Raw genomic sequence first — 23,549 nt, 5'->3', positions numbered from 1 at the left:
CGGTGATCGCCACCTCCGGCAACGTCCTCAACCGTAGCTGATCCCACAATTACCACGCGGATCATCACGCGGATCAGGCTGTCATCTTCTCGTGGCGTTCCGTCAGCGTCTGCAAGCCGCATTGGCTCTGCAGGGGCACTTCGTGACGGCACGACGACATCCGGGCGATCGATTGAACGCCATTTCGGTTACAAGGCGATGCAGATCGGGCGGACATCGATGAATTCAGCGTCGCGGCAAGGTTGGCATCAGGCGACAGCGGCGTTGCCAAGGTCGTGCCCGAATTGGCCTGATCGCAATCCCTGAGCGGTGCGGGTTCATGCCGCAGCAGGGAGCTGGGACAGCATCCGCATCAGCTCGGACTGTCGCCGGGTTTCGGTCTTGGACATCAACCGTCCAAGCAGGCTTCTGACGGTGTTGATACTGCGGCCGCTCCGCGTTGCGATCGCCTGCAGGTCGTCGCCGCCAAGCAGCTCGGTCGCGAGATGTGCCTCCGCCGGCGTCAGGTCAAAGAGCGCCACGAGCTGGCTCTGCGGCAATAGACCACGCACCGCCGGGTCGATGATCGTCAGCAGCACGCGCGGAGACGACAGTGGCAGGAGTTCCGCGATCGGCTCGCTCTCCGCTGGTGGCCGCCCTTCCGGAAGCGGCAACGCAATGAGCAGGAGCGCCGGGCCACCAGCCGGCCTCTGCAGTCGGATCGCTCCGGATCGTCCCGGACGACCGTGTACACCCGCAGCACGGCTGATCATCACCTCCAATCGACGGGTCTCCGTGCTGTTTGCTGCGGCCAACCCCGTGGCGGTCAGGACGAGGCCGTCACCGGCGTCGAGCAGCCGGCGGCCGGCAGCGTTCCGGTGGATCGCACGGCCACGCCGGTCCAGCACCAGGATCGCCGTCCTGATCTGGTCCAGCGCGGCCAGCCCGGCCCCTGCGAGCATCTTGGCCTCGTCCAGCCGCCGGCTGACCATCCGGGACCGGCACAGATGCGGCAGCAGTACTCGTGCCGCCCGGAGTTCTCCTGCCTGGAACGGGCCCGCCTTCCAGTCGCGCAGAATGGAAATATCCTCGATGACTTCCGTATCGGCGAACAGGTCGAACCTCAGGCCCTCGTGCAGCCCGCGGACGTCGAGATATTCGTTGAAGAGTTCGCTTGCTCGCAGGTCGCTGATCGAAACCATGTCCCGCGTTGTCAAAATCTCGCCCGCCCTGACGACCGGACGCTTCTGACTCCAGACATTCCGCTTGACCCATATTCCGAGAAACTCGTCTTCGTAATCACGACGGTCGAGACCATGGACCCTGCCGCTGAAAGTGGAAAAATCGACAGTTCGAGTGAAGCTGTCCGAGAAGTGCGCGTTGAAAAGACTTGCAAGTTCCGCGAGCAGTCGAGGTTGTCGGTGTCGATCGACCGCAGCGTCGTATATAAGTTCAAGGGCACCGTCGAGACGGTCGAAATCGATCACCGCGACACCATTGGCAGCCCTTGGACTGGGTCGGAAGCCTAATCGCAGCCGCGCTATTGTAAAGCGGGAGAGTAACGAGACTGCCCTGAACGAGCGGTAATAAAACGGGAAAGGAATGGTCGTCATGCATATGCATGACGACTGTTTCACGACCCCTGCCTAGCTTGCCGCTCACGACGCGACGGCACCGTGAGGCGACTTCGATGACTGGGTTATACTTGCCGACTGAAGCATCATGACCCCCCCGGCCGTATCGGCATCGACCAGGATTTCCGCCATTCCGGCCTGCATCGGCCCGCATGGTGTTCGTTTCGACTTCAATGAGGGGTGCCGGATCCTGCTGCCGCCTGGGAATTGGCAGGTGCGCCTGACGGATCTGGAAACCGGCAGCGTGTTGTGCGACGCAGCCTCTGCCGGCGGGACGATCCTCAGCCTCAAGAAATACTTCGTCCGGTTCCATATCGAACTGCGGCTGGACGGCAGCCTCGTCTTCGACCATCGGCTCGACCTCCGCGAACGCGAGGTGTTAATCCGGATGGAGCTTGGAGGGCTCGGCGACCAGCTGGCCTGGATTGGCCAGGCCGCTTCATTCGCCGTTGCCCATGCAGCTCGGGTGACCTGCTGCGTCGCTCCGGCCCTCGTGCCGCTCCTGGGTTCGATGCAGCCGGAGCTGCGCCTCGTGACCGCCGCCGAGCTGGCGACGCTGCTGGAACGCACGGCGTTCTACGCCACCTACAAGGTCTGTATCTTCTACAACGACCACGATCATGACTGGCAACCCAGCGATTATCGTCAGGTCGGGCTGTCCCACGCCGCTGCTCACATCCTGGGATTGTCGCTGGAGGATCGCCGCCCGAAGCTGTCGATCGATCCGGGCGGCCGGCCGATCGACGAGCCGTATGTGTGCATAGCGACGCAAGCAACGAGCCAGGCCAAATACTGGAACAATCCGCTTGGCTGGACGCAGGTCATCGCGTTCCTGAAACAGGCTGGCTACCGGGTGATCTGCATCGACCGGCAGCCGGTCAACGGCAGCGGCCTGGTCTGGAACCACCTCCCCCACGGGGCCGAGGACGAGACCGGCGACCGCCCGCTTTCGGAAAGGGCGCGCTGGTTGCGCCACGCTGCATTCTTTGTCGGTTTGTCGAGCGGCCTCTCCTGGCTTGCCTGGGCGGTCGGCACCGAGGTCGTGATGATCGGCGGCTTCACGTTGCCTTTGAACGAATTCGCGGCGACGTACCGCGTCACCAACGATTTCGCTTGTAACGGCTGCGCCAACGACCTCCGCCACCAGTTCAACCCTCGCGATTTCCTGTTCTGCCCGCGGCATGCCGGCACCGCCCGACAATTCGAATGCAGCCGCCTGATCACGGCTCAGCACGTGCAGACGGTGATCGAACGCATCCCCGGCTTCGGCGCGCACCGGCAGACGGTATCAGCCAGGGTCGGGCGAGCCGCATGAACCAGCTGCTTCCGATCGATCTCGAAGCTGCCGGCCCGGCAGCGCAGGTCAAGGACGAGCCCCCGATCCGGATGCCCAATTTCCCGCCTCCGGCGGCGCGCCCGACCCAGGAGGGGCCCGTGGGGATCCGCTACGACTTCAACCTGGGTGCGCGGCTGCAGCTTCCCCTGGGACAATTTCGTGCAAGGCTGCGCGACCTCGACACCGGCAACATCCTGTTCGAGAGCACCCGCGGCGGGGTCACGATCCAGAGCGGCAAGCGCTTCTTCGTGCGCTTCTCGCTCGAGGTCTGGGACACGGCCGGCGTCCTCCTGATGTCGCACCGCTTCGACGCATGCGACCGCGACGTGCTGATCACTTTACCGGTCGGAACCATCGGCGACAGCGTCGGCTGGATGCCCTACGCCGTGCGGTTCCAGTCCGTGCATGAGTGCCGGCTGACCGTGGCGATGGCGGAGCGGCTGATCCCGTTGTTCGAGGGTGCCTATCCGCATATCCGGTTCATCGGCCATGCGCAGGTGGAAGCAGACCGATACTACGCGACGTATAATATAGGCCTGTTCTTCGACGACGCTGAAAACATCTGGCAGCCGACCGACTTTCGGCATGTCGGCCTGCATCGTACGGCCGGCTACATCCTGGGCGTCGACCCGGTCGAGGCAGCGCCCGAATTGTTCTTTCCCGACGAGAGCAGGCCGGTCGCGGAGCCGTACGTCTGCATCGCCGTGCAGGCCAGCACGCATGCCAAGAAATGGACCAATCCGCATGGCTGGCTGGAGATCGTCCGGCACCTGAAGTCGCAAGGCTACCGGGTGATCTGCATCGACAGGGAGCAGGTCCACGGCAGGGGCCTGGTCTGGACGCCGATGCCGCATGGCGCCGAGGACGAGACCGGCGACAGGCCGCTGATCGAGCGCGCGCGCTGGCTGCGTCACGCTGCGGCTTTCGTCGGTTGCTCTTCGGGACTGGCCTGGCTCGCCTGGGCGGCCGGCTGTCCGGTGGTGATGATCTCGGGCTTCACGCATCCGACCAACGAGTTCGCCACGCCAGGCCGCGTGATCAACTGGCACGTCTGCAACTCGTGCTGGAACGACCCTCGGTACCGTTTCGACCACGCCGATTATTTGTGGTGCCCGCGTCACAAGGGCACCGACCGTGCCTTCGAGTGCACCCGCTCGATTACTGCCGAACACGTGAAGTCCGGCCTGCGCGCCATCGGCCTTCGCGATCTTTCAGCTGCAGCCAAGCGATAACAGGAAACACCAGACATGACTGAAGTCACCAGTGGCTCCACCAGCACCGGTTTGATCGCGAGCCCGATCAATGAAGTGATCGTCGATGCGGGCGGCACGGCAATCGACACCACCGTCATCGTCGGCGGTGTCGAGCTGGTGCATGGCGGCGGTGTCGAGATGGGCGCCGACGTACTGCTCGGCGGCACGCTCTATCTGGACGAAGACGGCGGCGGCATCGGCATCCTGGACGGTGGCACCATCGAGCTCGGCGGCCTCCTATCCGGCGAGGCCGACGGTCTGCTGCTCGGGACCGTCACCAACAGCGGCACTGCCGCGGGCAACCTGCAGGTCTCCGGCACCCTTGCCGGCGGCGTCTATAGCGGTGGCGGACGGCTGCTCGTGGATGCCGGTGGCGTCATCAGCGGCGTGACGGTCGAGAACGACACCTATGTCGGTGCCGGCGGCACAGCCACCCACGACACGATCCTCGCCTACGAGGAGATCCAGGCCGGCGGCACGGCGCTGTCGGAAACCGTGTCCGGCGGCAGCCTCTACATCGATGCCGGTGCCACCGGTTCCGGCACCGTCATCAGCACCGGCTTCGAGTATGTCCGTGGCGGCGGCAGCGAGACCGGCGCCATCGTCAGCAGCGGCGGCACGCTCTTCCTCGATGCGGACGGCGGCGGCGTCGGCAGGATGAGCGGCGGCACCATCGTGGCTGGCGGCATTCTTTCTGGCCTGGCCGATGGCCTGCTGCTCGGCACCGTCCTGAATAGCGGTACTGCCGAAGGCACCCTCGACGTCTCCGGCATCCTCAGCGGCGGCGTCTATAGCGGTGGCGGGCGCCTGCAGGCAGATGCCGGGGGCGTCATCTCGGGGGTCTTGATCGAGAACACCACCTATGTCGGTGCCGGTGGCACAGCCACCCACGACACCATCGTTGCCTACGAGGAGATCCAGACCGGCGGCACGGCGCTGTCGGAAACCGTGTCCGGCGGCAGCCTCTACATCGACGCCGGTGCCACCGGTTCCGGCACCGTCATCGGCACCGGCTTCGAGTATGTCCGGGGCGGCGGCATCGAGACCAACGCCCTCGTCAGCGGCACGCTCTATCTCGACCAGGACGGCGGCGGCATCGGCGTGATGAGCGGCGGCACCATCGCGGCCGGCGGCATTCTCTCCGGCCTGGCTGACGGCCTGCTGCTCGGCACCGTCACGAATGACGGCACCGCGGAAGGCAGTCTGCAGGTCTCGGGCACGCTCGCCGGCGGCATCTATGGCGGCGCCGGACGGCTGCTCGCCGATGCAGGCGGCGTCGTCAGCGGCGTCATGATCGAGAACGCCACCTACGCCGGCTCCGGTGGCACGCTCACGCACGACGCCATCCTTGCCCGCGAGGAGATTTACGCCGGCGGGACGGCGTTGTCGGAAACGGTCTCCGGCGGCAGCCTGTTCATCGATGGCAGTGCCACCGGATCCGGCACCGTCATCAGCACCGGCTACGAGTATGTCCATGGCGGCGGCAGCGAGACCGACGCCATCGTCAGCAGCGGCGGCACGCTCTTCCTCGATGCAGACGGCAACGGTGTCGCCATGATGAGTGGCGGCACCATCGTGGCCGGCGGCATTCTTTCCGGCCTGGCCGATGGCCTGCTGCTCGGCACCGTCACGAATAGCGGTACCGCCGAAGGGACCCTCGACGTCTCGGGCATCCTGAGCGGCGGTGTCTATAGCGGTGGCGGGCGCCTGCTGGCAGATGCCGGGGGCGTCATCAGCGGCGTGACGCTCGAGAACACGACAGTGGTGGCTGCCGGCGGGACGGCAACCCATGACACCATCGTCGCCGGCGAAGAGGCCCAGAACGGCGGCACGGCACTGTCGGAAACCGTGTCCGGCGGCAGCCTCTACATCGATGCCGGTGCCACCGGATCCGGCACCGTCATCGGCACCGGCTTTGAGTATGTCCGTGGCGGCGGCATCGAGATCAACGCCCTCGTCAGCGGCACGCTCTATCTCGACCAGGACGGCGGCGGCATCGGCGTGATGAGCGGCGGCACCATCGCGGCCGGCGGCATTCTCTCCGGCCTGGCTGACGGCCTGCTGCTCGGCACCGTCACGAATGACGGCACCGCGGAAGGCAGTCTGCAGGTCTCGGGCATCCTGAGCGGCGGTGTCTATAGCGGTGGCGGGCGTCTGCAGGCAGATGCCGGGGGCGTCATCAGCGGCGTGACGCTCGAGAACACGACCCTGGTGGCCGCCGGCGGGACGGCGACCCACGATACCATCGTCGCCAGCGAAGAGGTCCAGACCGGCGGCACGGCGCTGTCGGAAACGGTGTCGGGTGGCAGCCTGTTCATCGATGACGGCGCCACCGGCTCCGGCACCGTCATCAGCGCCGGCTACGAGCTGGTCCATGGCGGCGGCAGCGAGACCGACGCCGTCGTCAGCGGCACGCTCTATCTCGACGCGGACGGCCACGGCATCGGCGTGATGAGCGGCGGCACCATCGCGGCCGGCGGGGTCCTGTCCGGCTACGCGGATGGCCTGCTGCTCGGCACCGTCACCAACAGCGGCACTGCGGACGGCAATCTGCAGGTCTCCGGCACGCTCACCGGCGGCATCTATAGCGGCGGCGGACGGCTCATCGCCGATACGGGCGGTGTCGTCAGCGGCGTGACGCTCGAGAACACCACATACGCCGAGGCCGGCGGGACGTTCACGCAGGACACCATCCTCGCGTACCAGGAGATCCAGGGCGGCGGCACGGCGCTGTCGGAAATCCTCTCCGCAGGTGGCAGCCTCACCATCGATGCGGGCGGCACGGGATCTGCCACCACCATCACCAACGGTGCCACCGAGCTCGTGCGCGGTGGTGGCTCCGAGATCAACGCGATGATCGAGAGCGGCGGCACGCTGTACGTCGATGCGGACGGCAACGGCTATGGCAACGCCATCTTCGCAGGCGGCGGCACGCTGACCGAGAGCGGCACCATCAGCGGCGGCGGGGACGTGATCGTGTCCGGGCCAGGCACCGTCGTGCTCGCCACCTCCAACGGCTACACCGGCGGCAGCATCATCAGCGGCGGCACCCTGGAACTCGGCACCGTGTCCGCTGCCGGCAGCGGCGCCATCAGTTTCGCAGATCCCGGCACGCTGCGGATCGACACTGCGGCCGCGCCGACCAACGTGATCTCCGGCTTCGGGTCGGGCGACTTCATCGATCTCGGCGCCTACGCATACAGTCCGGGTGCCGACAGCATCCTCGTATCCGGCGATACCGTGACCGTCACGACGCCGACCGGAACCGTCTCCCTCGACATCGCCGGTGCGTCGACGGTGATGCCGAGGCTGGATCAGGCGGCGGACGGCACCATCCTTGTCGAGGCGCCCTGTTTTGCCGCCGGCACCAGGCTGCTCGGACCGGCCGGAGAGGTCGCCGTCGAGGAGGTCAAGGCCGGCGACATGCTCGTGGTGCGCGAGGACGGCCGGGACCTGCTGCGGGCAGTCAGCTGGGTCGGCGAGCGACGCCTGGAGCCGGCACGGCACCCGAACCCGGCGCGGGTCAATCCGGTCCGCTTTGCCCCGGGCTCGCTCGATGTCGGCATTCCGTCTCGTCCGCTGCGCCTCTCGCCCGATCACGCGCTGCTCCTGGATGGGGTGCTGATCGCCGCTCGCCAGCTGGTCAATGGCAGCAGCATCACCATCGAGTCGGTGCCGGCCGTGCATTACTTTCACGTCGAACTCGAGCGGCACGGCATCCTGATTGCCGAGGGCGCCGAGGCGGAGAGCTATCTCGATACCGGGAACCGCTGCATGTTCAGCAACGGGGGCGCGCCGCTCGCGCTGCATGCGGACTTCTCCCGCAGCGACGACAGCCGCGCCGTCGCCCCCCTGGTCACCGCGGCTGCGCGAGTCCAGCCGATCTGGGAGGCACTGGCCGCGCGCGCCGTTGTTCTCGGCCATGAGGTGCAGAAGCCTGCCACGAGCAGGGATGCGGCACTCCAGCTGGTGATGACGGACGGGACGTCGCTCGAGCCGGAGCAGCGGTCGCCGGGTGGGCGGCACATGTTTCTGCTCCGGCCCGGATGCCAGACACGGCTCACGCTTCGGTCCCGGCACGCTGCTCCGGCCGACACCATGCCATGGCTCGACGACCGCCGTTCACTCGGGGTGGCGGTCGGGCATATCTGTGTGTGGACCTCGTCCGGCGGACTTGATCCGGTCGCGATAGGGCTCGAGACGCTCGAGCAGGGATGGTGGGCACTCGAGGCCGACGAGACGCACGCATGGCGCTGGACCGATGGCGAGGCGGATCTGATGCTTCCACCCGAGGCAATTCTGGTGGAGATCACGGTGGTCGCGACCCTGGAGTATCCGGTCGTGGACACCGCGCCTGCGGCGCCGAGGCGGCTCGTGGCGTCGGCGTAGCCGTTCGACGAGCGGGACGATCTGGAGTGCCGCTCGGGCAACGGCAGGCCAGATCGATCCTCTGGAGACCCCGAGGCCCGATGTTCGGCCGCGCGGACATGCAACCCTGAGTGCGACCATGATGCCGCCAGGCGATGGTCGGTGCTCGCATGGATGCTGGTGGTCGCCGTCGCCCGTGCGTGGCTGCTGCCGCCCGATGCGGTAGAGGCCACTCGTCGGGCACAGTGTTGAACGCGCATCGCTTGGATGCCGGCGGACCCGCGAGCGGCTGCTGCCCGGCAGATCGAATGGCAGTAGACGGCCGACCTGCTTCGCGCTTGACGATAGCCGACCGCTCGCGGCTTCGATGGCGGATGGTGGCTTCACGGAGAACACCCGATGCCTCGGAAACGCGCCGCTCTCGTCGGTTGCGGCTTCTTTGCCGACAATCATCTCAATGCCTGGCGTGACCTGCGGGACCGCTGCGACCTGGTCGCCGTCTGCGACCTCGACCCGGCCAAGGCGAAGTCGGCCAGCGACAGGTTCGGCGTCCCCGGGGCCTATACCGACATCGAGGAGATGCTGGTCGCCCAGAAGCCGGACTTCCTGGACGTGGTCACGACCGCACCGTCCCACCTGCCCATCGTCCGGCTGTGCGCCAGGCACGGCATTGCCGCGATCGTGCAGAAGCCGCTGGCACCGGACTGGAACGATGCCGTGGCGCTGGTGGCGGAGATGGACCAGGCGGGATTGCCCTTGATGGTGCACGAGAACTTCCGCTTCCAGCGCCCGATCAGCGCCGCGATCGACAGGTTCCGGAGCGGCGAGATCGGCCGACCGACCTGGGGACGGTTCTCCTGGCGCACCGGCTTCGACGTCATCGCCGGACAGCCCTACCTCGCCGAGCTGAACCGCTTCATCCTGCTCGATCTCGGGATCCATGTCCTGGATGTCGCCCGCGCGTTTCTCGGCGAGGTCGACCAGGTGTTCTGCCGGACACAGAGCATCCGGCCCGGCATCAAGGGCGAGGACATGGCGACGGTCATGCTGGGGCACAGGAACGGCGCCACCAGCATCGTCGACATCACCTATTCGAGCAGGCAGTCGCCGGATCCGTTCCCGCAGACCCTGATTCACCTGGAGGGGACCGAGGGATCGCTCCGCCTCGAGGACCGCTACCGCCTGACGGTGACGTCGCCTGCCGGCACCCGGACGGAGACGATCCCGCCGGCGCCGTCGTCCTGGGGCACCGAGCCCTGGCTGCTGACGCAGGACAGCGTCGTCTCGACCCAGGCGCACTGGCTCGATTGCCTCGAGACCGGCGCCATCCCGGCGACGTCGGGCCATGACAATCTGCGCACATTCGCGCTGGTCGAAGCCTGCTACCGCTCGGCCGAAACGGCACTTCCGGTCGAACCCGCATCGAGCTGAACAAGACAGGCTATGCGGGGGAAATATCAGACTGGTGCTCTTCACCGACACCGTGTTCAGGTCCGACCCACCCGGCATCCGCTGGGTATATCGGAACGTGACGTGAGGTGGCCAACCAGTCGATGGCACTGGAAAGTGCGTCGCCTGCCGGCGCAGCGTTTGTCCGGGCGTATGGTGGGCGGAAGCCAGACCACCTCGGCCTTTCGACTGCCGATCCAGCGCAAAGCCTCACCAGTTGGCGCGCTCCGCCTCGGGAGTCGCCACGAGCTGTGCCGCGACGATATTCGCGTGCTCGAGTGCCGGCTTCATGAGTTCGCCTCGTGAAATCGCGGCTGCCAGGGTTCCCACGAAACTATCACCGGCACCGTGTGTGCTGCGCACCGTGATCGGAATCGCCGCAATTTCATGGTGCCCGCCTTTGCGGTCAACATAGGCGACCCCGTCACCACCCGCCGTGACGACCACCGCAGGAAACCGCTCGCAAAGAATGCGGGCTGCGTGAGAGGCCTGGGCAAGACCGTCGACCGTCCCGCCTCCCAGCATTTCCGCCTCGATTGCGTTGACGACCAGGACATCGACGAAATCCGCCAGGTCCGTGGTGAATGGCCGAGCGGGCGCTGCGTTGAGGATCACGGTCATGCCGTGCGCGCGAGCGGACCGCGCCGCCTGCGCGTTGATGGCTTCGGGGATCTCGTTCTGCAGGACGAGGATCCTGTCCGTGCCGAACAGGTCCGGCCGCAATTGTCCGGGCGTGATCAGCAGATTGCTGCCGGACACGATCACCGCACCGTAATCGCCCTCGTCGTCGAAGATCGCGATGCTGGTGCCCGAGCTCACGTCCGGGTGCGCCACGACATCGGAATGATCGACGCCGGCCTTTGCCAATCCGGAGACCAGCGCGTCGCCGAACGGGTCGTCACCCACCGCGCCGACAAACGCCGTGGCAACGCCAGCCCGGCTCGCAGCGACCGCCTGGTTGCCGCCCTTGCCGCCGCATTTCCGGTTCAGGCTGCGTCCGGTGACGGTCTCGCCTTTGCGTGGCCGGGCGGCCGCATCCACGATGATGTCGTAATGCAGGCTGCCGACGACGACGATCCGGGCCACGCCGCTCATGACCGGCCTCGCGTGAAGCGATCGAGCAACATTGCGAACAGGATGATCAGGCCGGTCGCCAGGAGCTGGTAGAAGGCCTGCACGTTGAGCAAAGTAAGGCCGTTGCGCATCGCCCCCAGGATGATGGCGCCGAGCAGCGTGCCGATGATGCTGCCCTTGCCGCCCATCAGCGACGCCCCGCCGATCGCCGCGGCGGCGATCGCGTCGAGCTCCCACGAGCTGCCGAGGATCGGCTCCGCGGCACCCAGGCGGCCGATCAGGATCATCGCCGCGAGGGCCGCCATGGTGCCGGACAGCGCGTAGGCGCCGATCTTGGTGAGCGCGATCGGGACGCCGGCGATGTGCGAGGCTTCCTCGTTGCCGCCGACGGCCAGCAGATATTCGCCGAACGGCGTCCGGCGCAGCATGATCCCGGCCAGGATGGCGACCAGCCCCACCAGCAGCACCGACGTCGGGATCCCGAGCAGGCGGCCGTTGGCGATCGCGCGCAGCGTGTGCGGGATGCCGAGGATCGGGTTGCCGCCGGTGACGATCAAGGCGAGCGCCCGGTACGTGCTGAGCGTGCCCAGCGTCACGATGAAGGGCTGCAGGCCACCGAACGAGATCAGCATGCCGTTCACCGCGCCACACAGCGCGCCCAGCACCAGGCCGGCCAGGATCGCCAGCGGGACCGGCACGCCGACGGTCATCAGGCTCGCGGCCAGCACGGCCGCGAGTGCCGCGGTCGGGCCGACGGACAAGTCGATGCCGCCGGAGATGATGACCAGGGTCATGCCGAGCGCCACGAAGGCGTTGATGCTCGATTGCTGCAGGATGTTCACGAGATTGCGCTCGCTCAGGAAGCCGGGGGCGATGGCGGCAAAGATCGCCATCATCAGCACCAAACCGATGAGGGTGCCGAAATCGCGGATGTTGATGCGTGGAACGCGGAGCGATCGGGACTGGTCCGGGACCGTCTGCATGGTGGTGGACATGGAAACCTCGATGTTTGCCGGAGGGCGGAGAGGTCAGGTGTGCGGCGTTGCTGTCGTATGGCCGTGCAGGCCCGGATCGGCGGCGGATTGCGGGATCGCGTGGGCGACGATGGCCTGCTCGCTCAGCTCCTCGCGCCCGAGCTCGGCGGCGATCCGGCCCTGGCGCATCACCAGCACCCGGTCGGCGACCCGCAGGATCTCGGGCAGCTCGGAGGACACCACGATCATCGAGCGCCCCTCGGCGGCCAGGCGCTCGATCAGGGCGTAGATTTCCGCCTTGGCGCCGATATCGATCCCCCGCGTCGGCTCGTCGAACAGCAGCACCTGGGTGTCGGCCGCGATCCAGCGGGCGATGATCGCCTTCTGCTGGTTGCCGCCGCTGAACAGCCGGATCGGGCGGTCGATCTGCATCGGCCGCAGGTTGATGCCGGTCAGGATCTCGGTCGCCCGCTTTCGCAGCGCGCGGCGGCGGATCAGGCCGCGCGGTGCGAAACGCGACATCGACGACAGGGCGATGTTGTTGACCACGGACCGCTGCGGCACGATCCCGTCCCGCTTGCGCTCCTCCGGCACCAGGCCGATGCCGGCAGCGATCACCGATCGGGTGCTGCGCAGGGACAGCCGGCGGCCATTGAGCGTGACCGTGCCGGAGCTCGATCTGTCGGCGCCGGCGACCAGCCGAAGCAGCTCGGTGCGACCGGCCCCGATCAGGCCGGCGATGCCCAGAACCTCGCCGCGATGCAGGTCGAAGCTGGCATTGAGGACCTTGGTTCCGGATCCGAGGTTTCGCACCGACAGCACGGTCTCCGTGGTCGCGAACGAGCTGTGCGTTGCCGCCGCCAACGTGCGGCCGACCATCATGTTGACGACGGCCGACTCCGTTGTTTCAGCGAGGTCGAGCTCACCCACCAGCTGGCCGTCACGCATCACCGTGGCGCGGCTGCAGACGCGGAACACCTCGTCCATCTTGTGCGACACGTAGATGATCGAGACCCCGCTTGCGGACAGGTCGGCGATCACCTCGGCGAGCCGCAGGAACTCGCTCGGCGTCAGGCTCGAGGTCGGCTCGTCCATGGCGATGACCTGGGCGTTCTCCAAAAGCGCCCGCCCGATCTCGACGATCTGCCGCTGGGCGACCTTGAGCGTGCGGATCGGCGCGTCGGGACGGATTGCCGGGTCCAGAGACTGCAGGACCGCCGCCGCCTTCGCCTCCTGCTGCGCCCGGTCGGTGAACAGGCCGCGGCGCAACGGCCGGCCGAGGAACATGTTCTGCGCCACCGTGAGCTCCGGCACCTGCTGCAGCTCCTGGTGGATCATCGCGATCCCGGCACGTCGCGCATCAAGCGGTCCGTCCAGGGTCAACACGCGGCCGTCGAGCGACACCGTGCCGGAGTCCGGCTTCTGCACGCCGGAGATCGTCTTCAGCAGGGTCGACTTGCCGGCGCCGTTCTCGCCGAGCAGGGCGTGCACCTCCCCCGGCCTGACGCGCAGCGACATCGCACTGAGCGCCCTGACCCCGGGAAACGTCTTGGTCACATCCTGAACCTGCAGTCGCAGCTTGGCATCTTGCATGGAACCGGCCTCCGGATGGGCGCCTCGGATCGGTGCCCGTGGGTCAGCTGCCTCTCTGGACATCCTGTTCGAGGGCGGCGCGGATCTGGTCGTCGGTGCCCTGGTAGCGGTCGGCGGTGTCCTTGGTGATCAGCGCCTGCGGGGTGGCGACCACGCGCGGCAGCTTCTCCTTGGCCAGGATGCGCAGGCTGGCCTCGAGCGCCACCTCGCCGGTCAGCACGGGGAAGCTGTCGACGGTGCCGGTCAACTCGCCGGCGCGGATCGACTTGTACGCATCGGTGATGCCGTCGGTGCCGAACACCGCGACCTTGCCGAGCAGGTTGGCGTTCTTCACCGCCTCTACGACACCGAGCGCCATAGTGTCGTTGTTGCAGTAGAACCCGATCAGGTCCGGATGCTGCTGCAGGATCGTGGTCGCCGCGTCGTAGGAGATCTGGCGATCCCAGTTGCCGGGGATGCTGGCCACGACCTGGAACTTGCCCCCTGCGGCGGCAAGCGTCGCCTTGAATCCGTCGGTGCGTTGCGCTGCCGCATACACGCCGGCCTGGCCTTCGATGACCGCCAGCTTGCCGCCGTTCGGCCGGTTGGCGATATACCATTTCGCCACGCGGACGCCGTTGTCACGCTGCACGTTGCCGACATAATGCTCGGCGGCCGGGATCACCGCATCATTGACGTTGATGACCGGGATATTCGCGCTGGCCGCTTCGGCCAAAGCCGGCTCGAGGTTTGCATTCGTCTGCGGCGAGACCATCAGGACACTCACGCCCTGGGTGATCATCGTTTCCGCAATCGAAAGCTGCCCGACCTGGTCACCCTCGTTCTGGGCCGCCTGGTACGACACCGGCACGCCGACCGTCTTGCCGAACTTCTGGTAGCCCTGCCCGAGGAGGCGCCAGTATTCGTTGGTCAGGGTCTTGGACACGGCGCCGGCGCGGGTGCCGGCCGGCAGCTTCGGGAACGGCCCGAACTTGGCGCTGAGCTGCGTCCAGTCGATGCGGTCGGCCTCGGTATCCGGATTGAGCGGCTTGAGATCCTGCGCCAGGGCCACCTGGGCCACGAGCAGCATCACGCCGGAAAGCAGAATGGTCTTCATGGTCGTTCCCACCTTGGGTTCGTTTGTTTTTTATAATGAAGGTCTGACGCAGCCGGATTGTTCCTGGCTGCCCTCAGTTGCCGAACATTGCCTGCTGCACCACCATCTGTGCCGAAACCGGGTCCTGTTCGGCGATCGCGGCGCCGAGGCGGTTATCGGCGTCGAGCCTCTCCACGATGCGCAGCATGGCGCGGACCGTGGCAATATTGGCTTCGCATTCCCGCACCGGATCCAGCCCGGTCAGGTCGGGGAACGTGTCGAAATAGATCGGGCCGTCGAAGCCATCCGATTTGACCTGGCGGAGCAGCTCGATGGTCTGCTGGGCATGCACCGCGCCTACCATCAGGCCGTCATCGCGCTTGGAATAGCCGTCATTGAGGTGCAGCCCGAGGATCCGGCTGTGCCGGTTGATCAGGGCTGCCGCAAAAGCCGGTTGTTCGTCGGCGTAGAGCACGTGCGCGAAGTCGAGCGTGACGCCGGTATTGGGAAGATCGATTTCCTTCAGCGCCAGCAGCGTGGTCGCGCAATCCGGGAGCAGCGCGTACGAGCGCGGCTCGTTCGGCTTGTATTCGATGCTGATCATGCAACCGGGATCATGCAGCGCCACCTCGCGGATGCCGTCGATCTCGTCTGCCCAGAGGCGCGCATAATCCGCCTGGAACGCGTAGTCGAAGCCGTCCTGGCCGAGCCAGATGGTCAACAGGGTGCTGCCGGCCTCGCGTGCGGCATCGACCCCGCGCTTGGTCAGGTCGATCGCCTCGCGACGCACGACCGGATCGGGGTTGGTGAAAGCACCGATCTTGAAGGCAGGGTTCGAGTAATACCGCATCGCCAGGCCGTTCACCTCAAGCCCGAGATCGCGGATCGCGGCACCCGTGGCGCTGGGATCCGGGCCCAGATGATCCGGATAGTTAAGGTCGACATCGGTCAGTCCCTCTGCTTTCGACGCGCGCTCCGCCATCTGCAGCGGGGTCGGTTTGCCCTGACCCTTGGGCCAGTAGGCGTCGGGGCGGGAGGCGAACGAGTTCAGACGGGTTGCGAAGCGGAGGTTGCCTTGCTGCACGAGATCCACCCTGGCACCGCGACCGCGACATCACCGATATCGCGGCCTTCGTGAAGGCCGTTGCGGGAGCATCCCGGCAGAGAGGCCTGACGACGGTGTTTGTAGTGGAAAGAAAACGTCCCGTCCAGCACCTACTTTACGGGTCAGTCGTTATTTGTGATGTTTTGCCGTGCCGGCTTGCTTTGCTGTGGCCTGATGGCACACCCGACCGAACCAGGATCATGGAGCGACAGCATGGCCGAGAAGCGAGACCCCCGGTCGATCGGGCCCAGGGTTCGGATGATGATGCCGAGCCTCACCCCGCTCGAAGCCAAGGTGGTGGAGCAGGTGCTCGCTCGCCGGGACTTCACGGATGCCACCTCGCTGCGGGAAGTCGCGGACGATGCCGGCGTGTCCGAGGCGATGGTGGTGAAAATCGCCAAGAAGCTCGGCTTCTCCGGATACCGGGACTTCCGCGAGAACGTGGCGTCCTACAACCGGTTGTCGATCGACGAGATGCACGAGGAGTTGTCGCCAGACGATACCGGGCTAGAGATCGTCCAGAAGGTGTTCCGGGCGTCGATCCAGGCGCTCGAGGAAACCATGGCGATCATCGATGTCGGCGCTCTGGAACGCGCGGCCGAGCTCATCCACGGCGCGCGCCGGCTCGATTTCTACGGCGTCGGCGGGTCGGCGCAGATCGCGCGTGACGTGGCACACAAGTTCCTGCGCATCGGCATTCGCGCATCGGTCCAGGACGACGCGCACATGATGCTGATGTCGGCCTCGCTGCTCGGACCCGAAGACGTCGCGATCGGCTTCTCCCATAGCGGCTCGACCACCGTGACACTGGAGGCGCTGCAGGCCGCGCGGCGCAACGATGCCCGTACGGTTGCGATGACCAACTATCGCAACTCGCCGCTCGCGGAAGTGGCGGACGTCGTGCTCTGCTCGACCGCGCGCGGCTCACCCCTGCTCGGCGAAAATGCAGCCGCCCGGATCGCCCAGCTCAACATCCTCGACGCGGTCTTCGTGATGGTGGCACAGCGCGATTACGACGCTGCGGAAGCGAACCTGTCGCGCACGCAGGGTGCGGTGCGCGGCAAGCGCACGCGTTGACGGCGGGGGCTTGACCGAGCCACCACCGGATGACGGCTACGACCAGGGCCAGTCGCCTATGCGGCACCTCTGGGTATAACCGATAATCGTTACCGACCTGAAGCGGCGTGATTGAAGCCAGACCGGAACGGTGTCTCTTGATGCGGTAGTGACCTTACTTGGCGCGGGACACTCGCCGATGGGCATTCTTCCGTGCCGCGCTCCAGCCATAGAGAGCCGCTCGAGGGAAGTTGAGCCTGCACTCGAAGCAACCGAATTTGAGTGGCTGCGCGATGGCCCTGACATCGATGCGGCGTGGTCTCGGCTGCGGTCATCTGAGTTGCAGCAGCGTGGCATTTGTACGTGGGATTCCCTCGAGGCTGCGTGATTTTCCCTCGACGAGCCGACAGCCGCGTCGGATAGGGAACGCAAGAGCAAGATGTACGCCCTCCGATGCCCTCTCCCGAACACGACAATCATCTCGATCATGCATGCTCCTAAAAGCAATAAAGTCATGGAGTGCCCTGCTCGAATGGCTTCATGAGGAAACCGGTTCTGCCAAAAATCAGATATGCGCCGCCCTCGACCAGGCGGCGCGATCATACTGACCTGGAGGGTCGAAGCTGAGCTTGTGGCAGCCGGCGGTATCAACCGCGACGATATCAGGACTCGCGGTATAGTTCATCCTGACGATCCACGTAGGGCTGAAACGTGTGCAACGGCCAATTGCCGTCAACGCTCGACGTCCGTTCAAGACACTTCCAAACGCCGTTGCGCTTCTCCCAGTTATCGTCATAGGTCCCCGTCGAGACGATGCCCTGGGTCTCCCGGCTCCATCGGACCAGCCAGCGCCAGTGTGCGGTTGCCGTGTCGCCACGTCCGTCGATGCGGAACGGGCCCATGTGATGGCTCCATTTCTCGATCGGGAATACGCTATGTGCGTAGTCGTACATTCGCTTGAGACCGTCGGCGCCTTCGAACGTCGTATGCCGAAGATCGATTACCGTGAATTTGCCATCCGGCCAGTAGAGGTCGACATACGCCCTCGCCTGGTCGAGACCCCATCCTGCATCTATGGCCTGCTGGTGCAGGTTCATCTGCTCAAAGATGGCGAAGCGATCTTCCACGGAAAGCGGCTCTGGGTCTTTCATTACGGCTCCTGCCATCAGGGATTGGGGATGCTGTTTGTCTCGATCACACAAAGAGGAAGAGGCTCGAGTGCGCCGGGTCCTGAATGAAGAAAAGACCACCTCACCGATCAAGTACATTTCTACCCGCCAGACGCGCGGACGCAGCTCTTCTCAGGGAGCGACGGGATGGCTATGCCGGCTTTATCGGGTTCAACTCAAGCAGCCGCGCCACTCGAGCGAAATCTTCAAGACAACTCCCGAGCAGCCACCTTGTGCAGGCAGCGATTACCTGAATAGACCGCAAAATCGAGAAAGCCTTTCCCATGATTGGTAGCGCAGGTCATACCCTAGCTTGGAGCCGGGGATTGCCGGCTCACCAGTTCGGCGCCGTTGCGATCCTCAACCGACAAAAGCCTCCGTTGCAGAAATGGGAAGCTCATTTCCGCCGGCACCCCCTAACGAACATGCGATCGATCCCGTAGGCGTCGTGGATTACGGGCGGGTACGCCGGCTTGTGGAAGGCCGCATGAACGGACTGGAGCGTACGGCGCAAGCCACCATCCGCGAGTTCCTCGTCCTGCAGAGCAACACCGCCCAAACGAACACGCATCGCGCTCCGTAAGGAGCCCTGCGGTGTCTGGGAGCTTAGAAATGACCGCCAACCTTCCGAAAGCATGCAGCTGGATCAACGGCGAATGGGTGGATTCCCCGAGGCGTCTGGACAGCATCGACCCGGCAACCGGAACCGTGATCGGCAGCTATGCCGAAGCGGGCGCAATGGAGGCCGGGCTGGCCATCGCGGCGGCCCGGGAGGCGTTCCTGAGCAGTCCCTGGCGCCATGACCGCCGGCTGCGCGCCAAGGCGATCAACGAGCTCGCCGACCTGTTCGAGGCGCGCACGGACGAACTCGTGGAGATGCTGTCGCTCGAGAACGGCAAGATCAAGCCGGAGGCCCTGTTCGAGGTGTCGATGGTGCCTCCGAAGCTGCGCTTCTATGCCGCATTGGCGCTGACCGAAGCCGGACGCGCGGTGGAAACCGCTCCCGGGCGTTACTCCACCGTGCTCAGGGAACCCATGGGGGTCGCTGGCGTCATCGCGCCCTGGAACTCGCCGGTGGTGCTGTTCATCCGGTCGTTGGCGCCTGCGCTTGCCGCCGGCTGCACCGTGGTCGGCAAGATGCCGGGCCAGGTTGCGCAGACCGTGTCCCGCATGTGCCGGATCTTCGCCGAGGCCCGGAGCCTCCCGCGCGGCGTGATCAACGTCTTCTGCGAGATGCGCAGCGATGGCGCGCGGCTGATGATCGATGCGCCTGAGGTGCCGACCATCAGCTTCACCGGCAGCTCCAGCACGGGCCAGGCGATTTCCGCGGCAGGGGCGAAAAACATCAAGCGGTTCGGCCTCGAGCTCGGAGGCAAGTGCCCGGTGCTGCTGTTCGACGATGCGCGTCTGGAAACGGCCATTCCTGTCGTGGAGAAAGCGCTGACGACCTTCGCCGGCCAGTTCTGCATGACCGGCAGCCGCCTGCTGGTGCACCGGCCGATCCTGGAAACGGTGCGCAGCATGCTGGCCGGTCGATTGCAGGCGGTGAAGGTCGGACCCGCGTCGGACCCGTCGAGCGACATGGGGCCGGTGATCAGCATGGAGAACGTCCGTCGCATCGACGAGATGGTGGACGCGGCGATCGCCGGCGGGGCGCAGGTGGTGGTCCGTGGCGGGCCGTTCGCCGAGGGGCCGCTTGCCCGGGGTGCCTTCTACCGCCCGACGCTGCTGGAGGTCACGGATCCATCCATGGCGATCGTCCAGGAGGAGGTGTTCGGGCCGGTGCTGGTGATGCAGGCGTTCGACACCGAAGCCGAGGCGGTGACGCTCGCGAACGGCACGCGCTACGGCCTCGCGGCGTCCATCTGGTCGCGTGATGTCGACCGTCCGCTACGAATTGCGCGGCAGATCGAGGCGGGCACGATCTGGATCAACAACTGGGCGGTCGTGTACTCGGAAACCGAGGAGGGCGGCACCAAGCAGAGCGGCCTCGGGCGGATGAACGGCGTCGCGGCGATGGAAGACTTCATCGAATACCGCACGATCATCCATGAAGTCGATCTCGCATCGCCCGCTGCCTGAGGCTGCAAGCGCCCACAATCGAGGAGGAACCGGGATGCCGGAACAACAAGTCGACATCGAGACGACGGCAGCGCTCGTCGCGGCGGTGGCGCAAGGGGTCGCTGTCGTGCGGGTGGCGGCACAGCTGATCGACGTGCCGACGCTGCAACTGCACCCGGGCCAGGCCGTCGTCGGTTTCGGAGGGTCCGCGCGGCTTGCCTTCGGTGCCGGGCAGGACGGGCTCGAGCTCTGCTCCGACAACTGCGTCGAAGGGCTCGAGCTTGCTGCCGATCCCGACCGGCGCGCGATCTTCAACGACACCAGCGTGGACGATCTCGGCCGCCTGGAGCTGCGCCAGCTGCGCATCACCGGTTGCGTGCGCCTGCTCGCTGCCGATCGGGTTCGAAAGGGTCATGTCGAGGCGCATGACGTTCACATCCTCGCCGCCGATGCCCGCGGCTTCGATGAGCGGCCGGCAGGCTTCGGGGTCGAGGTGGTGCCGGGCGTCTTCACCGTGTGGAACCGCCAGGTCGATCCCTCGGTAACGATCACGGCCGACCTGACCGGCCTGTCGATCGGCCTCGCGGGTGCGCCGGTGCGCGGCGGCGGCGTGTTCGTTGCCGGCGCCGGCGACGTCGGTGGACGGCTGCTGGTCGCCCGTCTGGAAACCGGCGAGGTGCATAGCGACGGCGGCATCGCGCCCGGAACACCGGATCGCATCTCGGGTGGCGTGTTCACGGTGTCGGGCGCGGTCGTCGACCAGGTACGCAATCGTGGGCCGGTCACCACCTACGGACCCAACGACATGGTGCTCGACAACTGGGGCGTGGTGGATCGCTGGACCGCGGAGGCCAAGATCACGTCATACGGGCCGAGCGGCATCGGTTTCGTGAATTTCGGCAGCTTGCGCTCGCTGCAGCTGCTGGCCCCGATCGAGACTTTCGGCGGTGGCGCCAGGGGGTTCAACATCTATGCCGGCAGCCTGGTGGAGGCCGAATTCGACCGGGTCGTCACGCATGGCGACGGCGCGGTCGGCGTGCAGATCAGCCAGCCGGTCGGATGCATCACGGTGCGGCGCGGCATCGAGACGCATGGAGGCGTCGGCGACTCCCTGGTCAAGGGTGTCGTGACCCGGCTCGCGGCGACGGCACTCAGCATCAAGCCGGGCGGCGCTGCGCGCGAGGTGAGCGTGTCGGGCGGGCTGGTCACGCATGGGGCCGGCGTGGAGGCGCTCGAGCTGCACGGGGTCGTCGAGGCCCTCACCGTGCAGGGCGGGCTGGAGGCAGCGGGCAAGGGTTTTGCGTCGATGTGACGCGGCGGGATGGCAACCGCCATGATGTCGCCGGCACACCATCGCGACGTGCCGATCCGTCTGCTGCTGGCGACCTTCGTGCTGGACCTCGCGTCGCGTCGGCCTTCCGGCGACAGCCGTCATCTCAGGCGGGACCCCGCTGGCGCTTTTCCCGGCACCCCGCACTTCACCCTCGACCGCGGCCTCGTGCTGATCGTCGTCGCTGGACCTGCAGCAGCTGGTCGCCGAGAGCCGTCAATGATGTGCACGACGACGGTCGTGCCCTGCTGTGGAAGCAGCTTTTCGAAAGCCCGGCTAAACCTGCTCGCATCCATGCGCTAGCTGTTCGGCATCACGAGGCTTGCAGGAACGGCTGACAGAACGGTCGCTGAACCAGGACACGAAACAATGCCCGATACAGTCGCCATCAACTCAGCGGGCAATCCCGTCATCGACACCTTGATCGTCGGAGGCGGGTCTGCGGGAGCGGTGCTTGCAAACCGGTTGAGTGCCCACGCCGAACGTCAGGTTCTGCTGCTGGAAGCCGGACCGGCTTACACCGCCTGGAACTATCCGCGATCGATCGCATCGAGCGATTCTGTCGGCGCCAGCACCGGTGCGGATTGGGGCTATCTCACCGAACCGGGCTATGTCGGTCACCCGATCGCGGCGGTGCGGGGCAAGGTGCTCGGTGGATCTTCCGCGATCAATGCCGGCGTCGCCATCCGCCCCCGGCCGCAGGACCTGCTGAACTGGAACCTGCCGGGCTGGTCGTTCGACGAGCTGCTGCCGGCGATGAAGCGTCTCGAGGACAGCGACTCTCTCAACACATCCGTGCACAGCCACGGCGGCCCGCTGCCGCTGCGTCAGCTGACCCACGACGACCTTTCGCCAATGCAGCAGGCGTTCGTACAGGCCGCCGCCGCGAACGGGCTTGCGGTGATCGAGGATTTCGACGGCGACGCGGTGAACGGCGTCGGGCCGTATCCGATGAACATCGTGAACGGCGTGCGGATCAACACCGGCATGGCCTACCTGACCAACACGGTGCGTGCGCGGCCGAACCTGCGGATCCGCGGAAATACGACGGTGGATTGCGTGCTGTTCGACGCGGATCGGGCGGTCGGCGTCCGCCTGCTGGACGGCGACGTGGTCCGGGCGTCGGAGGTGATCCTCTCGGCCGGCGCCTACGGCAGTGCGGCGATCCTGCTGCGCTCGGGGGTCGGTCCGGCGGAGGATCTGGCGGCGCTGTCGATCCCGGTGGTGTCCGACCTCCCGGTCGGGCGACGGCTGAAGGATCATCCCTTCTACTACAACGCCTATGCGGCGCGTCCGGACCGGATCGGCGCCCAGGTTCCGGTTGTCGGCGCGGTGGCCTGGACCCACAGCAGCACGGCGGAACATGGCGACGAGGATCTGCACATCTCCGCCACCCACCTGTTCCCGCACGAGCTCAGCCCGACCGGCGTCGGCTTCGTCCTGGCGACCGGCCTGACCCGCCCACGATCGATCGGTCGGCTGTCCCTGGCCAGCCGCGACGCTGCAGTTGCGCCGCGCATCGACCTCAACTTCCTGGCCGACGCGACCGATCGGGCCCGACTGCTCGAGGGCGTCAGGCTGGCCCGCCGGATCGGACAGACCGCGCCCTTGGCCGGGCTCATCCACGCGGAGCTGTCACCCGGACCGGAAGCACGCTCCGACGCGGAAATCCAGGCCGCCATCAACGCGACCCTGGATACCTACCATCATCCGGTCTCGACAGCGCCGATGGGTGTCGAGGGCGATCCGACTGCCGTCGTCGACCTGCAGGGCCGCGTGCGCGGCACGTTCGGAATGCGCGTGATCGACGCGTCCATCTTCCCGGATGCGGTGTCGACCGCGACCAACATCACCACCATCGCGGTGGCCGAGCATCTCGCAGCACGGCTCGCCTGATCCATGCGAGTAGAAACAGCCTGGAAGACATACTACGCGAACGCAGCGCTGCCGCCGCCACATCGTATCGGCGGCACGGCCGCGCGTTCTAAAAAGTCGCCCGTATGCGAAGGGCGTGCTGCTACAGGGCCGTTTCGTCGCCAGGGCCGCTCCCGCAGGCATGAGGATGGCTGCCCGCATGCGGAGCGACGCGGTGC

At 66.3% G+C, this 23,549-nt stretch carries 16 protein-coding genes; 9 read left to right on the top strand and 7 right to left on the bottom strand.

The window, feature by feature from the left end; genetic code table 11:
- Positions 1-317: 317 nt before the first annotated feature.
- Positions 318-1,466 carry a helix-turn-helix transcriptional regulator gene (locus ACOEQ2_RS16215; RefSeq protein WP_419728978.1) on the bottom strand — a complete coding sequence of 383 codons (1,149 nt, stop codon included), beginning with the start codon at positions 1,464-1,466 and terminating at the stop codon, positions 318-320.
- A gap of 235 nt (positions 1,467-1,701) precedes the next feature.
- On the opposite strand from ACOEQ2_RS16215, the gene ACOEQ2_RS16210 reads away from it, so the two are divergent.
- From ACOEQ2_RS16210 to ACOEQ2_RS16195, 4 genes are all read left to right on the top strand, one after another.
- Positions 1,702-2,928: an autotransporter strand-loop-strand O-heptosyltransferase gene (locus tag ACOEQ2_RS16210; RefSeq protein WP_419728977.1), complete on the top strand. Its 1,227-nt coding sequence runs from the start codon at positions 1,702-1,704 to the stop codon at positions 2,926-2,928.
- Entirely contained in the window at positions 2,925-4,181 is a 1,257-nt protein-coding gene (locus ACOEQ2_RS16205; RefSeq protein ID WP_419728976.1) for an autotransporter strand-loop-strand O-heptosyltransferase, read from the top strand. Before ACOEQ2_RS16210 ends, ACOEQ2_RS16205 begins: the two co-directional genes overlap by 4 nt.
- Positions 4,182-4,196: 15 nt before the next feature.
- Positions 4,197-8,591 (top strand): Hint domain-containing protein, encoded by a 4,395-nt coding sequence (locus ACOEQ2_RS16200; RefSeq protein WP_419728975.1) that lies wholly within the window; start codon positions 4,197-4,199, stop codon positions 8,589-8,591.
- Positions 8,592-8,969: 378 nt separating this feature from the next.
- Positions 8,970-10,001: a Gfo/Idh/MocA family protein gene (locus ACOEQ2_RS16195; protein WP_419728974.1), complete on the top strand. Its 1,032-nt coding sequence runs from the start codon at positions 8,970-8,972 to the stop codon at positions 9,999-10,001.
- A 228-nt stretch (positions 10,002-10,229) separates the two neighbouring features.
- Here ACOEQ2_RS16195 and ACOEQ2_RS16190 read toward each other — a convergent pair whose 3' ends face one another.
- The 5 genes from ACOEQ2_RS16190 to ACOEQ2_RS16170 all read right to left on the bottom strand — a co-directional run bounded on the left by ACOEQ2_RS16190 (position 10,230) and on the right by ACOEQ2_RS16170 (position 15,819).
- Positions 10,230-11,114, bottom strand: a complete 885-nt coding sequence (locus ACOEQ2_RS16190) for a ribokinase (protein ID WP_419728973.1) — start codon at positions 11,112-11,114, stop codon at positions 10,230-10,232.
- On the bottom strand, positions 11,111-12,088 hold the full coding sequence (locus ACOEQ2_RS16185; RefSeq protein WP_419728972.1) for an ABC transporter permease: 978 nt from the start codon (positions 12,086-12,088) through the stop codon (positions 11,111-11,113). The genes ACOEQ2_RS16190 and ACOEQ2_RS16185 overlap by 4 nt, the downstream gene beginning before the upstream one ends.
- Positions 12,089-12,121: 33 nt before the next feature.
- A complete protein-coding gene (locus ACOEQ2_RS16180) occupies positions 12,122-13,660 on the bottom strand; it encodes a sugar ABC transporter ATP-binding protein (protein ID WP_419728971.1) in 1,539 nt (512 codons plus the stop codon).
- A gap of 43 nt (positions 13,661-13,703) precedes the next feature.
- On the bottom strand, positions 13,704-14,756 hold the full coding sequence (locus ACOEQ2_RS16175; protein WP_419728970.1) for a substrate-binding domain-containing protein: 1,053 nt from the start codon (positions 14,754-14,756) through the stop codon (positions 13,704-13,706).
- 73 nt (positions 14,757-14,829) lie between these two features.
- Positions 14,830-15,819, bottom strand: a complete 990-nt coding sequence (locus ACOEQ2_RS16170) for a sugar phosphate isomerase/epimerase family protein (protein WP_419728969.1) — start codon at positions 15,817-15,819, stop codon at positions 14,830-14,832.
- Positions 15,820-16,053: 234 nt separating this feature from the next.
- On the opposite strand from ACOEQ2_RS16170, the gene ACOEQ2_RS16165 reads away from it, so the two are divergent.
- On the top strand, positions 16,054-16,917 hold the full coding sequence (locus tag ACOEQ2_RS16165) for a MurR/RpiR family transcriptional regulator (RefSeq protein WP_419728968.1): 864 nt from the start codon (positions 16,054-16,056) through the stop codon (positions 16,915-16,917).
- Positions 16,918-17,558: 641 nt separating this feature from the next.
- Here ACOEQ2_RS16165 and ACOEQ2_RS16160 read toward each other — a convergent pair.
- Positions 17,559-18,047, bottom strand: coding sequence for a nuclear transport factor 2 family protein (locus ACOEQ2_RS16160; protein ID WP_419728967.1), 489 nt, complete (start codon positions 18,045-18,047; stop codon positions 17,559-17,561).
- Between the two features lie 630 nt (positions 18,048-18,677).
- Between ACOEQ2_RS16160 and ACOEQ2_RS16155 the strand changes: the two genes are divergently transcribed.
- The 4 genes from ACOEQ2_RS16155 (at position 18,678) to ACOEQ2_RS16140 (ending at position 23,352) form a co-directional block, all read left to right on the top strand.
- Positions 18,678-20,147, top strand: a complete 1,470-nt coding sequence (locus tag ACOEQ2_RS16155; RefSeq protein WP_419728966.1) for an aldehyde dehydrogenase family protein — start codon at positions 18,678-18,680, stop codon at positions 20,145-20,147.
- A 34-nt stretch (positions 20,148-20,181) separates the two neighbouring features.
- A complete protein-coding gene (locus ACOEQ2_RS16150) occupies positions 20,182-21,438 on the top strand; it encodes a hypothetical protein (protein WP_419728965.1) in 1,257 nt (418 codons plus the stop codon).
- Between the two features lie 21 nt (positions 21,439-21,459).
- Positions 21,460-21,759, top strand: coding sequence for a hypothetical protein (locus ACOEQ2_RS16145; protein ID WP_419728964.1), 300 nt, complete (start codon positions 21,460-21,462; stop codon positions 21,757-21,759).
- Positions 21,760-21,825: 66 nt separating this feature from the next.
- Entirely contained in the window at positions 21,826-23,352 is a 1,527-nt protein-coding gene (locus ACOEQ2_RS16140) for a GMC family oxidoreductase (protein ID WP_419728963.1), read from the top strand.
- Positions 23,353-23,549 lie beyond the last annotated feature (197 nt).

The organism is Lichenicola sp., assembly GCF_965198575.1.
Lineage (GTDB): Bacteria > Pseudomonadota > Alphaproteobacteria > Acetobacterales > Acetobacteraceae > Lichenicola.
The sequence above is the reverse complement of the archived record's forward strand: the minus strand, read 5'-3'. Positions and strand labels throughout refer to the sequence as shown.